Raw genomic sequence first — 13,661 nt, forward strand, 5'->3', positions numbered from 1 at the left:
ACTAAGCTGCGCGGAAGCACGCGAGGCAGGGGACGTGCACGCCAGGCAGGATCCGATCACGGGGCGGAAGGATGAACGTGGACGAATCCACCGATTTCGGTGGCCGCCAACGGCCGACGGTCGAGCTCTACGACCCCAGCGATTCCGCTGCAGAGGAGTTGTTCACGGTGCCGGAACAGCCGGCACCGGAGCCGACCGCACCGCCGGCCGGCCAGGACGAACCGAGCCGCGGGTACGAGAGCGAGAGCCGGCTCGACGGGCCCGTCGGCAAGGGCTCGGCCGAGAATCCCGGCACGATCGGGCCGACCGGCCGGCCGTTCCCGGACCTGCCGCCGATCTCCGACTGGCCGCACACCCGGCCGGCGATGATCATCGCGATGTGCAACCAGAAGGGCGGCGTCGGCAAGACCACCAGCACGATCAACCTCGGCGCCGCGCTGGCCGAGGCCGGGATCAAGACCCTGCTGGTCGACTTCGACCCGCAGGGCTCGCTGTCGGTCGGGCTGGGCGTCAACCCGCACACGCTCGAGCTCAGCATCTACAACCTGCTGCTCGGCCGGGACACCGAGATCGAAGAGGTCATCTCGCCGACGAACGTCGAGGGCCTGGACGTGCTGCCGAGCAACATCGACCTGTCCGCCGCGGAGGTGCAGCTGGTCTCCGAGGTGGCCCGCGAGCAGACCCTGCTGCGGGTGCTGGAGAAGGTGCGCGGCGATTACGACGTGATCTTGATCGACTGCGCGCCGTCGCTGGGCCTGCTCACCGTGAACGCGCTGACCGCCGCCGACAAGGTGATCATGCCGCTGGAGTGCGAGTTCTTCGCGCTGCGCGGGATCGCCCTGCTCACCGACACGATCGCCAAGGTGCAGGACCGGCTCAACCCGAAGCTGGAGATCCTGGGCATCCTCGGCACCATGTTCGATCCGCGGACGCTGCACAGCCGCGAGGTGCTGGAGCGGGTGGTCCAGGCGTTCGGCGAGACCGTCTTCCACACCGTGATCCGGCGCACCGTGAAGTTCCCGGAGACCACGGTCGCCGGCGAGCCGATCACGACCTATGCGTCGAGCTCGCCCGGCGCGGCCGCGTACCGCTCGCTGGCCCGGGAGGTGCTGGCTCGATGCCACGGCGGGTGAGCCTGCCCGGGGCGTCGGAACTCTTCCGGCCGACCCGGACGGAGGAGCCCGCACGGCCGGTACAGCGCGACCAGCCGACCGAGGCGAGACGTCCCGACCAGGAGCCACAGACCGCGCGCGAGCAGTCGACCCGGCCCGACCGGGACGACGCGGAGATTCGGCCCGAGCCGGCCGGCCGGGCCCGGCGGGCCGCCGACGACGGCGCCGCGGGCCGCGCGGTTCGTGGCTCCGGACGGGTGCGGCACGAGGAGAAGATCACGGTGTACGTCAGCTCGGACGAGTTGCTGGCCCTGGAACAGGCGCGGCTCACCCTGCGGGCGAAGCACGGGATGGCGGTCGACCGCGGCCGGATCGTCCGGGAGGCGATCGCGGCGGCGCTGGCCGGACTGGAACAACAGGGCGAGCAGTCCGAACTGATCCGGAGGCTGACGCAGTGACTCCAGCCCGGGAGGAACTGCAGGACTCCGGGCCGGAGACGGAGGGTGCGGGATCGAGCTCCTTCAGCGTCCACCTGGCGAACTTCGAGGGCCCGTTCGACCTGCTGCTGCAGCTGATCTCCAAGCACAAGCTGGACATCACCGAGGTCGCGCTGTCCAAGGTGACCGACGAGTTCATCGCCCACATCAAGGCGGCCGGCGACAGCTGGGACCTGGAGCAGACCAGCTCCTTCCTGGTGGTCGCGGCCACCCTGCTCGACCTCAAGGCGGCCCGGCTGCTGCCGTCCGGCGAGGTGGACGACCCGGAGGACCTGGCGCTGCTGGAGGCCCGCGACCTGCTGTTCGCCCGGCTGCTGCAGTACCGCGCGTTCAAGATCGTTTCCGGCTGGATCGCCGAGGTGCTGTCCGAGCAGGGCCGGCGGTATCCGCGCCAGGTCGGGATGGAGCAGCACTTCACCCAGCTGATGCCCGAGGTGACGATCGGCGTCAGCCCGGACCGGTTCGCCGAGCTGGCCGCCAAGGCGATGACGCCGAAGCAGGCCGACATCGTGTCGCTGGCTCACCTGCACGCCCCGGCCGTCAACGTCCGGGACGAGGCCGTGGTCCTGGTGGACCGGTTGCGCCGGTCCGGGGCGCTGACCTTCCGCGCGCTGACCGCGGACGCGACCGACCGGGTCGTCGTGGTCTGCCGGTTCCTGGCGCTGCTGGAGCTGTTCCGGGAGGCCGCCGTCGCCTTCGAGCAGCTCACCCCGCTCGGCGAGCTGACCGTCCGCTGGACCGGCTCGGCCGAGGGCGACCTGACCATCTCCGACGAGTTCGACGCGCCGCCGGCGCCACCGGACCAGGACGCCGCGCCGGACGACGGCGACCCCGACCAGGCCGACCCCGACCCCGACCAGGCCGACCCCGACCCCGACCAGGACGAGCCCGGGCCCGACCAGGACGAGGCCCCGGCCGACCTGGACCAGGCCCCCTCCGATCAAGATCAGGAAGGCGATCGTGACTGATCAGACCGCCGAGACGACTCCGGCCGAAGACCTCGCCGGTACGGAAACGCCCGCCGGCCCGGTGTCGACGGGGGACACCGCGACCCCGGATCCGGACGCTGGAGCCGCGCAGGCCGAGGACGCCGCGACTGAGGACGGGCCGGCCGAGGAGGCGGGGACCGACGACGTGCCGGCCGAGGAGGCCGGCACCGAGGACGTACCCGCCGAGGACGCCGGGACCGAGGACGTACCCGCCGAGGACGCCGGGACCGAGGACGTACCCGCCGGGGAGACCGGAACCGAAGACGTGCCGGCCGAAGCCGCGGCCCAGGGCGACGCCGAGGAGGCGCCGGCTGAGCCGGAGGCGGAGCAGCAGGACTCGCTGATCGAGGTGCCGAAGACCGACGACATCCCGGGCGCGCTGGAGGCCCTGCTGCTGCTGGCCGAGGAGCCGATGAGCGAGACGGTGCTGGCCCAGGCGGTCGGCGCGCCGGTGCACGTGGTCTCCGACGCGCTCGCGGAGCTGGTGGCGTTCTACGACGAGACCGGGCGCGGCTTCGAGCTGCGCCAGCTCGGCGGCGGGTGGCGCTACTACACCCGGGCCGAGCACGCGGACCTGATCGCCGGGCACGTCCTGGACGGGGCCCAGTCCCGGCTCTCCCAGGCCGCGCTGGAGACGCTCGCCGTGATCGCGTACCTGCAGCCGATCTCACGGTCCCGGGTCTCGGCGATCCGGGGCGTGAACGTGGACGGCGTGATCCGTACCCTGCTGGCGCGTGGGCTGATCGTCGAGGCCGGCGCGGACGCCGAGAGCGGAGCGGTGGTGTTCGCGACCACCGACTACTTCCTGGAACGGATGGGGCTCTCGTCGCTCGAGCAGCTGCCCGAGTTGGCGCCGCACCTGCCCGAGGCGAGCGAGCTGGAGGCGGAGCTGTCCCAGTTCGCGACGATCAGCCAGGCCGCGGAATCGGCCGAGCCGACCGAGGCCGTACCGCAGGAATCCGGGGACTCCGAGAGCTCTGAGCCGGCGCCGGAACTCCCGCAATCCGCCACGTCCGCAGACTCGCCGGATTCGCCCGCGTCCGCCGACTCGCCGGCCTCGGCCGATTCGCCCGCATCGCCGGCGTCCGCGGATTCTCCGGCGTCCCCGACCTCGCCGGACTCTCCGTCCGACCCGGAACCGGACCCCGGCGCCCCCGATCCCGCGGACGCCGAATCGGCCGACCCCGCTGGGTCACCGGAGGCCGAACCCGCGATCGCTGCGGCGGCTGAGGACTCGGACGGCGTGCCGGCTGAGGAATCAGATCCGGCCGATCCTGCTGGAGCAACGGATTCCGAGTCTGCCGATCCTGCGGGGGCCACGGATTCCGAGTCTGCCGATCTCGCTGGGGCGACGGATTCCGAGCCCGACTCACGGGTGCCCGGTGACCCCGACGCTCGGCAAGCTGCGCTCGATGAATGACAGCTCGATGAATGACGAGGGCATCCGGCTGCAGAAGGTGCTCGCGGCGGCCGGGATCGCGTCCCGGCGGGCCAGCGAGAACCTGATCATGGCGGGCCGGGTCGAGGTCAACGGGGCGGTGGTGACCGAGCTCGGCACCCGGGTCGATCCGGAGACCGACCTGATCCGCGTCGACGGCGCCCGGATCCCGCCGCCGCGGCGGCACGCGTACGTCGTGATCAACAAGCCGCGCGGCGTGGTGTCCACCATGGACGATCCGGAGGCGCGGCGCACGCTGTCCGACTACCTGGCGGACCGGACGGACCGGCTGTTCCACGTCGGCCGGCTCGACACCGACACCGAGGGCCTGCTGATCCTCACCAACGACGGCGACTTCGCCCACAAGCTGGCACACCCGTCGTTCCGGGTCCCGAAGACGTACCTGGCCGAGGTGGCCGGGGTGGTCAACCGGGAGACGATCCAGCGGCTGCGGGAGGGCGTCACCCTCGACGACGGACCGGTCAAGCCCGATTCGATCAAGCTCGTCTCGACCGCCGCGGACCGAAGTCTGGTCCGATTGACGTTGCACGAGGGCAGAAACCGGATCGTCCGCCGTACCATGGATCATGTCGGGCACCCGGTCCGTCGGCTCAGCCGGATCGCGATCGGCCCGGTCCGGCTGGGACAGCTGAAGGTTGGTGAGCTGCGCGATCTGACCACGGCCGAGTTGGGTGAACTGCTCGATTTGATCAGCAGGGGAGACTGAATCTCCGAACCCGGTGAGGAGTGCTGATGGATCGCAGGATCTTCGGTCTGGAAACCGAGTACGGCGTGGCCTGCACCTCCGGCGGAACCCGGCGGCTGACCCCGGACGAGGTGGCCCGCTATCTGTTCCGGCGCGTCGTCACCTGGGGCCGGTCGAGCAATGTCTTTCTGCGCAACGGTTCCCGGATCTACCTCGACGTCGGTTCCCATCCCGAGTACGCGACCGCGGAGTGCGACGACCTGATCCAGCTGATCGATCATGACTCGGCCGGGATGCGGATCCTGGAGGACCTGATCATCGACGCCGAGCAGCGCCTGCTCAGCGAGGGCATCTCCGGCGACATCTACCTGTTCAAGAACAACACCGACAGCCACGGCAACTCCTACGGCTGTCACGAGAACTACCTGATCTCCCGGATCGGCGACTTCTCCAAGATCACCGACGTGCTGGTGCCGTTCCTGGTCTCCCGGCAGCTGATCTGCGGCGCCGGGAAGGTGCTCTACACCGCGCGCGGCGCCGAGTACAGCGTCAGCCAGCGGGCCGAGCACATCTGGGAGAGCGTGTCGTCGGCGACCACCCGGAGCCGGCCGATCATCAACACCCGCGACGAACCGCACGCCGATCCGGAGCGCTACCGCCGGCTGCACGTGATCGTCGGCGACTCGAACATGAGCGAGACCACGACCCTGCTCAAGGTCGGCAGTACGGAACTCGTGCTGCGGCTGATCGAGGCCGGGATCGGGATGCGCGACTTCACCCTGGAGAACCCGATCCGGGCGATCCGCGACATCGCCCGGGACAAGACCGGCCGGACCAAGGTGATGTGCGCCAACGGTCGGCTGATCTCGGCGCTGGAACTGCAGAACGAGTACTTCGAGAAGGTGTCCGAGTTCGTACGCCGGGACGGGCTGGCCACGCCGGCGATCGACCTGGTGCTCGACCTCTGGGAGCGGACGCTGCGGGCCGTCGCCGAGGACAAGCTGGCCCTGATCGACACCGAGATCGACTGGGCGATCAAGTACAAGTTGCTCGATCGTTACTCGGCCAAGCACGGCCTCGACCTGGCCGACCCGCGGATCGCCCAGCTGGACCTCGCGTACCACGACATCCGCCGGGACCGCGGCATCTTCACCCTGATGGAACGCCGCGGCACGGTCGCCCGGGTCACCACCGATCCGCGGATCTTCCGGGCCAAGTCGGTGCCGCCGCAGACCACCCGGGCCCGATTGCGCGGCGACTTCATTGCCGCCGCCCAGCAGTCCCGCAGCGACTACACCGTCGACTGGGTGCACCTGAAGCTGAACGACCAGGCCCAGCGGACCGTCCTGTGCAAGGACCCGTTCGTCGCCGTCGACGAGCGCGTCGACCGCCTGATCGCCTCCATGCGCCGCCCCTGAATCCGGGCCCGGCAGTTTTTCACGTTACGTGAAAAACTGTCGCTTCCCGTCAGATATGTCTCGCGTAAAGCGCTAAAAACTGTGGGGAAGTACGCAGCGCGGGCCTTGCCGGGTGGGTTGACAGGTTGCCCACACCGAGTCCGGGTAGGGTTTGCGGGTGCGTCTCTCGACCAAGTCTGCGTTCGCCGCCGTTGCGGCCCTCTCCGTCCTCGCGCTGGCCGCCTGCGGAACCTCGGATCCGAACTCGACGGCAACCCCGTCGGGTACGCCGAGCGCGGTGCCGAGTTCCTCGGCGAGCCCGTCGGCCAGCCCGACCCCGAAGCCGGTCGAGCCGTCCAAGGACCTGTCGGCGCTCAAGGCCTCCGGCGCGTACGGCAAGGAGCCCAAGGTCGAGTTCAAGGCTCCGTGGGGGATCACGGAGACCCAGACCAAGGTGCTGGTCGAGGGCAAGGGTGCGAAGGTCGCCGCGGCCGGACCGGTCGAGGTCAGCTACTACGGCGTCAACGCCCGCACCGGCAAGATGTTCGACGAGTCGTTCAGCAGCGGGAAGCCGATCGCCTTCGATGTCGATCAGGTGATCGCCGGCTTCAAGAAGGGCCTGGTCGGCCAGAAGCAGGGCAGCCGGGTCCTGATCGCGATGCCGGGCAAGGACGGGTACGACGCGTCCGGCGGCACCCAGGACGGCAGCATCCAGGTCGGCGACACGTTGATCTTCGTGGTCGACATCGTGAACCTCCCGCTGACCGGCCCGGAGGGCAAGGCGGTCAAGCCGGCCGCTGGCCTGCCGACGGTCGCCGACAAGGGCGGCAAGCCGGAGATCACGATCCCGAAGTCGGATCCGCCGAAGAAGCTCCAGTCCCAGACCCTGATCGAGGGCACCGGCAAGAAGATCGCCGAGACCGACCAGGTGACGATCAACTACCGCTGGGTGGCCTGGAAGGACGGGCGCCTGCTGGAGGAGACGTACGGCGACAAGCCGGCCACCACCGCGCTGTCCGGGCTGCTGCCCGGCATGGTCAAGGGCCTCGCCGGCAAGACCGTCGGCAGCCGGGTGCTGCTGGTCGTCCCGCCGGACCAGGGTTACCCGGACGGCAACGACAAGCCCAAGATCGAGAAGGGCGAGACCCTGGTCCTCGTCGTGGACCTGCTGTTCAGCCAGGCAGGCCAGTAACGATCCACGGCTCGGGGGGCAGCCGGGCCGGGTCGAACCGGGTCAGCAGCTCCGCGAGGGTGACCGGCTCGCCGGGAGCGGCGAGGTCGAGCGAGACGGCGATCATGGTCAGCACCTCGGCGGCGCCCAGTCCGTGCCGGGCGAGGGCGCTCAGGGTCACCGCGCCGTCCCGCTTCGCCAGCCGGACGCCGTCGGCGTTCAGCGCCAGGGGTACGTGGGCGTAGCTCGGCACCGGCACGCCGAGCAGCCGGGCGATCCGGGCCTGGGCCGGGGTCGCGTCGAGCAGGTCGTCGCCGCGCACCACCTGGTCGATCCCGGAGTCGGCGTCGTCCACCACCACCGCCAGCTGGTAGGCCGTACCGCCGTCGTTGCGGCGCAACACCACGTCGTCGACCTCGCCGGTGATCATGCCGTGCAGCAGGTCGGTCGCAGCCTCGGAGCCGCCGCCGCGGAGCCGGATCGCCGGTTCCCGGACCCGGCGCCGGGCCGCGCGTTCCGCGTCGGTGAGGTCGCGGCAGGTGCCCGGATAGCGGCCCGGCATCCCATGCGGCGCGGAGACCGCCTCGGCGATCTCGCGGCGGGTGCAGAAGCATTCGAAGGTGTACGGCAGCAGGGCGGCCAGCGCCTCGGCGTAGCGCTCCTGCCGGGCGGACTGGACCACCGGCTCGCCGTCGAACGTGATCCCCAGCGCGGCAAGATCATCCGCCTGTTGCTCCGCGTACCCGGGCCGGACCCGGCTCGCGTCCAGGTCCTCGAACCGGAGCAGGAACCGGCGCCCGGTGGACCGGGCGAACAGCCAGGCCAGCACCGCCGTGCGGAGATTGCCCAGATGCAGTTCGCCCGTCGGGCTGGGGGCATAACGACCGGCGGACACCCGGACGACAGTAGTGCTCCCGGTGGCGAGGCGGCTGCCGGGCACGGGGAACAGACAGGGATGCCGTGCCCCGTCCGCACGGCATCCCCATCCGTCCCGGCCTCACCGACCGATCGGTCGCGGGTTGTTACGGAGTGGTGCCCACGTCGGTGGGAACCTCGTAGAAGCGCAACTGCGCGAGCCGGAGACCGCTGTTGTCGTACGACCAGAAGTAGTCGGCCAGATCGCGGTCGAACAGGAACTCGCGGGTGTCACAGGTGCCGTCGCCGTTGGTGTCCAGGCACAGGCTGAGCAGTTCCTTCGACACGTTCTGGAACGTCGACTTCCCCTTGCTCCGGACCAACATCAACACCTCGGTCGAGCAGTACGTCTCACCGTTCTCGTCGAAGCAGGTGGTCACCTTGGCCGATCCGCCCGGCGTGCCCAGTGCCCGGGCATACACGCTGTACGCCGTCACTCCGTCGCCGTCCGGATCCGGATCCGGGAGCGTGAAGTTCGCCCCGTCGCCGTCGAAGCAGTTGCCGTCGGCGACGTTGTAGGCGCCCTCGGCGAGGTTGATCCGGCAGTTCCCCTGCAACGGAACGAAGATCGTGTGGCGGTTGGAGCCGTCCATCGACGCCGACTTCGGGTTCTCCACGCCGATGATGTTGAGGTTGTAGTGCGGACCGTTCGGAGCACCGTTGCCCGTGGTCGCGTCGGAGACGGTGGGGGCCACCGCCAGGGCCAGGCCGGCAGCGGCTGCAACCGCGGCGGTGAGGATCTTCCGTAAGGACATCAGGGGTTCTCTCCTTCAACACGGCAACAGCGCAGGGTGAACGAGGCGTCTGATGATCTTGTGGAGACGCCGAGAACACCGGGCATCGCGACGGCGCGATCCGCGGCACTGGCTGCCTGATCAAGATCACCGTACTGAGCCGATCATGAGCGCAGCAAGCGTTTGCCGCGAACCAGGGAGGATCTCCAGCCGTCCGCCATGGTCGGCGCGAACATTCACCGCCGATCGCCGGGTCGGCGAGACGATAGGACAACGTATCTCGAAACGATCATGTATCCGGAAGCTCTCATGATCAAACTCCGATGCCATACTGATCACGTGGAGGAGGCCGGGATCGAACCGCGGGTGCTGGCCGAGTTCGGACTCGATCATCGTGCGCGGGTGGAACCGATCCGGGACCGGCCGGACCATCGGGTCTGCCGGGTCCATGATCGGCACGGCACGTACGTGCTCAAGGTGTGGCGCGGCGAGGACGCGCCGGAGCTCGCCAACTACCGGCTGCTGGCCCGCCTCGGCGTGCCGACGATCCAGGTCGTCGCGGCGACCGGCTCGGCCCTGCTGCTCGAGGATCTGGGCGGGACCGGCGCGAGGCGGCTGGCGACCGAGGATGATCTTGCCGACCCGGCCGTGATCACGGCGCTGGCAACCTGGTACCGCCGGCTGCACGACGCCGGCGCGCCGCCGGGCAACTGGGCCGTGCCGTGGGAGCACGAACACCTGACCCCGGACGCCCTGCGGCGGACCGGCCGGCGGCTCGGGCTTGATCATGAACCGGCCTGGATCAGCGCGGTCGAGAGTCTGGACCCGGTGCTGGAGGCCGCCCGCCGGCTCCCGCAAACCCTGGTCCACAACGACTTCCACGTGACCAACCTGGCGCTGGTGCCCGGCGCGGCGATCATGATCGACTTCGAACTGCTGCGGATCGGCACCCGGGCCGGCGACCTCAGGAACGTCACCGGCCAACTCGGCCCGGCCGCCCGCGAGACCTTTCTGGCGAGCTACGGCCCGGTCCCGACCGAGGAGCAGGTGATCGACGCACCGCTCGCCGTGCTGGGCGCGCTCGCGCAGTTCTCCGGCGACGCCGCCCGTCTCCCGCGGTGGGTCCGGTTCCTGGTCGCCGAGGTCCGGGACGGAGGACTGACCCGCAAGCTCGCTGCCGTAGCGGAGCTCCACTGAACTCACTCGGCCCGCTCTCGCACCTCGACGCATCGACTGGGCACTTCAGCAGCGACGCGCCGCCAGAACGCCTGCTTTTGTGCCCGGTCAGCGGGGGTGGGGGTGGGGGTGGTCAGGGCTCGGGCGGGCCGGTGCTGGAGCGGACGCGGAGGGTCATCGGGAGGCGGACGCCCTGTTGCAGGTCCCGGAGCCGGTCCGACGTCGGTTCCAGGAGGTAGTCGAGGAGCTGCTCGGCCATCGCGCCGAGGGGCGCGGCGAGGGTGGTCACGGCCGGGACGAAGCGGGCGGCCTCGGGGATGTCGTCGAAGCCGACCACGCTGAGCTGACCGGGGACCCGCAGGCCGGCGCCGAGGGCGGCGCCGATCAGCCGGGTGGCCAGGTCGTCGTGCGAGGCGACGATCCCGGTCGGCGGCTCGGGCCGGTCCAGCAGTCGACGCAGCGCCGCGGCCGCGCCGTCGGCGGAGGAGTCGCAGTGTTCGACCGGGCCGAGGGACAGTCCGGCCTGTTCGAGGCGCTCCTGGAAACCGATCTCTCGCTCGGCGCCGGCGAGCGCGCTGATCGAGCTGGCGAAGGCCAGCCGGCGATGCCCGAGCGCGAGCAGATGCTCGGTCGCGGTCCGGGCCGCGGCGCGATGATCGGCGGTGATCCACGGGGTGTCCGGTTGCGGCCGGTGGGCCGGGTCGATCAGCACGTACGGCAGCGCGTTCTGCTCCAGCCAGGCCGCCTCGCGATCGTCCAGGTCGATCACCGCGAGGACCACGCCGCGCGACTGCCGCCGCGAGATCAGGGCCAGCCAGTTCGCCCCGGCGTCGCGGTTGGTCAGCACGATCGACACCGCGCGCCGTGCCGCCGCCTCGTCGAGTGCGCGGAAGAGTGCGGCCAGGTACGGCGACTTGAAGTTCGGCACGACCAGGTCGACGAGCTGCGGTGTGCGCCGGTCGACCAGCTTGATCTCGTACCCGGCGGCCTCGAGCAGCGGCTGGACCAGTCGCCGGGTCTCCGGCGAGACGTTGGACCGGGCGTTCAGCACCCGGGACACGGTGGACACGGACACCCCGGCGCGGCGGGCGATCGTCTCCAGCTTGGCGGACGGCTGCGCCCTCGCGGCCGTGGTCCGGCGCTGCTTCGTCATCGGACCATCACCTCAGCAAGGGTACGGGTTGCACCGTGGAATTTGCATGACCTTGACCCGGCTCCGGCGGGCTCTATAGAAAGCGGTTACCGAGGCGAGGGAGCCCCGGGTGGCAACGAGAGAGGAACGGGTCGATGACGACTGAACTGAGGCACGCGTTGTCCCGCCGGGCACTGCTCGGGCTGTCCGCGGGTGCCGGCGTGACGGCGGCACTGGCCGCGACCGGCTGCAATCGGTTCGGCGGCGGTGGCAGCCCGGCGGCAACGGCGAGCGAGATCAACTTCGTCTGGTGGGGTGACGCGGCGCGGGCGAAGTCCACCCAGGCCATGCTCGACCTCTTCAGTAAGGAGAACGCGGGGGTGACCCTGCGCACCGAGTACCAGGACAGCGGCCCGTACGCGGACAAGCTGGCCACCAGGTTCGCCGCGAACGACGTTCCCGACGTGTTCGCTCAGCGGCGCGACTCGCTGCGGGAGTACGCCGGTCGCGGAGCGCTGCTGAACCTGCGCGAGCACCTGGACGTGCTGAAGGTCGAGGACGTCCCGGAGACGATTCAGAAGATCGGCACCGTCGGTGACGCGATGTTCGGCATCCCGGCCGGCTTGAACGCGGTCGGGTTCGTGATCAACAAGACGCTCGCCGAGAAGTACGGGGTGTCGGTCCCGGACGGCGACTCCTGGTCCTGGGACGACTACTTCGCGATGGCGGCGGCGATCACCAAGGCCTCGGGCAAGAAGGTGTACGGCGGCGACATCGACTTCGGGACGCTGCAGAACGTGGTGGTGTTCGTCCGGCAGACGGGCGAGGAGCTGTACAACCCCGACGACACCCTCGGCGTCTCCACCGCGACGATGACCGATTGGTTCTCGCTTTCGGTCGAGCAGCGCAAGACCGGTGCGCTGCCGCCGGCCGGCTTCATCGAGTCGCTGGGCGGCGGTGCGGAACAGTCGCCGCTGGCGCTCGGCACGGTCGCCTCGCAGGTGATCCCGACCAACAACATGAAGGCCAACAACCAGGCCGCCGGCGGAAATCTGCAGCTCAACCGGATGCCGGGCGAGGTGCAGGGGAAGCGGCGCGGGATGTCGATCGACACCGCGATGTACTGGTCGATCGGCACGAAGTCGAAGAACATCGACGGCGGGCTGAAGCTGCTCGACTTCATGATCAACAGTGTCGAGGGCAACAAGGCGGTCGGGCCGACCCGTGGCGTCCCGGCCAGCTCAGCCGTCGCCGAGGCCATCGCGGACTCGCTGGACCCGGACGACAAGACGTCGGTCGACTACATCACCGGGCTGAGCAAGGAGCAACTGCCCGAGTCCCGGCCGGACCCGGTCGGCGGCTCCGAGATCGCCGACCTGATCGCCAACCTGGCCACCGAGGTGATGTTCGCCCGGGTGGCGCCGGCCGACGCGGCGAAGCAGTTCACCGACGGCGCGGCCAAGATCCTCAAGGCCAACAACTCATGACGGCGGTCCCGATGATGATCAGGGGGCGCCGCCGCCGGCGCTGGGACTGGTCCGGCTACGTGTTCCTGCTGCCGTGGTTCGCCGGGATGCTGTTCACGATCATCCCGTTCGGGGCCTCGCTGTACCTGTCCTTCACCGACTACAACCTGCTCAGCGCGCCGCGCTGGGTCGGCCTGGACAACTTCGTCGGCATGATCAACGACGAACGGCTGCGGTCGTCGCTGGTGGTCACCTTCGTCTACACGTTCGTCAGCGTGCCGCTCTCGCTGATCGCGGCCCTGGTGGTCGCGCTGCTGCTGAACAAGGGGATCCGGGGGCTGCCGATCTACCGCGCCGTGTTCTACCTGCCGTCGCTGCTCGGCGGCAGCGTGGCGATCGTCATGCTGTGGCGGCAGGTGTTCGGCACCAACGGGATCGTCAACGCGTTCCTCGGGCTGTTCGGTATCGAGGGCCCGAGCTGGGTGTCCGACCCGCAGACCGCCCTGTCGGTGCTGATCATGCTGAACATCTGGACCTTCGGTGCGCCGATGGTGATCTTCCTGGCCGGGCTGCGTCAGGTGCCGCTGATGTACTACGAGGCGGCGGCCGTGGACGGGGCGTCGCGCTGGCACCAGTTCCGGTCGATCACGCTGCCGCTGATCAGCCCGATCATCTTCTTCAACCTGGTGCTGTCCATGATCGGTTCGCTGCAGACCTTCACCCAGGGGTACGTGATGAGCAACGGGTCCGGTGGCCCGGCGAACTCGACCCTGTTCTACAACCTCTATCTCTACATCCGCGGCTTCAACCAGTTCGACATGGGCTACGCCTCCGCGATGGCGTGGCTGTTGTTGATCATCGTCGCCGTGTTCACCGGCATCAACTTCCTGGCCCAGCGGTTCTGGGTCTTCTACGAGAGCTGAGCGTG

General features: G+C 69.7%; 13 protein-coding genes. 10 read left to right on the top strand and 3 right to left on the bottom strand.

All coding sequences use genetic code 11. From position 1 onward, the window contains the following. Positions 1-77 precede the first annotated feature (77 nt). From ACFQU4_RS02105 to ACFQU4_RS02135, 7 genes are all read left to right on the top strand, one after another. On the top strand, positions 78-1,133 hold the full coding sequence (locus tag ACFQU4_RS02105; RefSeq protein ID WP_377486241.1) for a ParA family protein: 1,056 nt from the start codon (positions 78-80) through the stop codon (positions 1,131-1,133). Continuing rightward, a complete protein-coding gene (locus ACFQU4_RS02110; RefSeq protein ID WP_377486244.1) occupies positions 1,118-1,570 on the top strand; it encodes a hypothetical protein in 453 nt (150 codons plus the stop codon). Before ACFQU4_RS02105 ends, ACFQU4_RS02110 begins: the two co-directional genes overlap by 16 nt. Continuing rightward, positions 1,567-2,577, top strand: a complete 1,011-nt coding sequence (locus ACFQU4_RS02115; protein WP_377486247.1) for a segregation and condensation protein A — start codon at positions 1,567-1,569, stop codon at positions 2,575-2,577. Before ACFQU4_RS02110 ends, ACFQU4_RS02115 begins: the two co-directional genes overlap by 4 nt. After that, on the top strand, positions 2,570-4,018 hold the full coding sequence (locus ACFQU4_RS02120; RefSeq protein WP_377486250.1) for an SMC-Scp complex subunit ScpB: 1,449 nt from the start codon (positions 2,570-2,572) through the stop codon (positions 4,016-4,018). Before ACFQU4_RS02115 ends, ACFQU4_RS02120 begins: the two co-directional genes overlap by 8 nt. Beyond that, complete coding sequence (locus ACFQU4_RS02125) at positions 4,011-4,763, top strand: pseudouridine synthase (protein ID WP_377486253.1); 753 nt, start codon at positions 4,011-4,013, stop codon at positions 4,761-4,763. The genes ACFQU4_RS02120 and ACFQU4_RS02125 overlap by 8 nt, the downstream gene beginning before the upstream one ends. Before the next feature lie 26 nt (positions 4,764-4,789). Further along, positions 4,790-6,160, top strand: coding sequence for a Pup--protein ligase (pafA, locus tag ACFQU4_RS02130; RefSeq protein WP_377486256.1), 1,371 nt, complete (start codon positions 4,790-4,792; stop codon positions 6,158-6,160). Between the two features lie 157 nt (positions 6,161-6,317). Then, complete coding sequence (locus ACFQU4_RS02135; RefSeq protein WP_377486259.1) at positions 6,318-7,331, top strand: FKBP-type peptidyl-prolyl cis-trans isomerase; 1,014 nt, start codon at positions 6,318-6,320, stop codon at positions 7,329-7,331. On the opposite strand, the gene gluQRS is transcribed toward ACFQU4_RS02135, so the two are convergent. Together gluQRS and ACFQU4_RS02145 are read right to left on the bottom strand one after the other, a co-directional pair. Continuing rightward, complete coding sequence (gene gluQRS, locus ACFQU4_RS02140) at positions 7,312-8,205, bottom strand: tRNA glutamyl-Q(34) synthetase GluQRS (protein WP_377486262.1); 894 nt, start codon at positions 8,203-8,205, stop codon at positions 7,312-7,314. The two genes, ACFQU4_RS02135 and gluQRS, sit on opposite strands and share 20 nt — an antisense overlap. 127 nt (positions 8,206-8,332) lie before the next feature. After that, positions 8,333-8,980 carry a hypothetical protein gene (locus ACFQU4_RS02145; RefSeq protein WP_377486265.1) on the bottom strand — a complete coding sequence of 216 codons (648 nt, stop codon included), beginning with the start codon at positions 8,978-8,980 and terminating at the stop codon, positions 8,333-8,335. A gap of 288 nt (positions 8,981-9,268) precedes the next feature. On the opposite strand from ACFQU4_RS02145, the gene ACFQU4_RS02150 reads away from it, so the two are divergent. After that, a complete protein-coding gene (locus ACFQU4_RS02150) occupies positions 9,269-10,156 on the top strand; it encodes an aminoglycoside phosphotransferase family protein (RefSeq protein WP_377486268.1) in 888 nt (295 codons plus the stop codon). 112 nt (positions 10,157-10,268) lie between these two features. Here ACFQU4_RS02150 and ACFQU4_RS02155 read toward each other — a convergent pair whose 3' ends face one another. Beyond that, positions 10,269-11,288, bottom strand: coding sequence for a LacI family DNA-binding transcriptional regulator (locus ACFQU4_RS02155; RefSeq protein ID WP_377486271.1), 1,020 nt, complete (start codon positions 11,286-11,288; stop codon positions 10,269-10,271). A gap of 134 nt (positions 11,289-11,422) precedes the next feature. Here ACFQU4_RS02155 and ACFQU4_RS02160 point away from each other — a divergent pair, with 134 nt between their 5' ends. Both ACFQU4_RS02160 and ACFQU4_RS02165 read left to right on the top strand, forming a co-directional pair. Then, entirely contained in the window at positions 11,423-12,754 is a 1,332-nt protein-coding gene (locus ACFQU4_RS02160; protein ID WP_377486273.1) for an ABC transporter substrate-binding protein, read from the top strand. After that, entirely contained in the window at positions 12,751-13,656 is a 906-nt protein-coding gene (locus ACFQU4_RS02165) for a carbohydrate ABC transporter permease (RefSeq protein ID WP_377486276.1), read from the top strand. The genes ACFQU4_RS02160 and ACFQU4_RS02165 overlap by 4 nt, the downstream gene beginning before the upstream one ends. The last annotated feature ends 5 nt before the right edge of the window (positions 13,657-13,661 follow it).

Origin of the sequence: Microlunatus sp. GCM10028923 (assembly GCF_042666975.1) — a bacterium.
Lineage (GTDB): Bacteria > Actinomycetota > Actinomycetes > Propionibacteriales > Propionibacteriaceae > Microlunatus.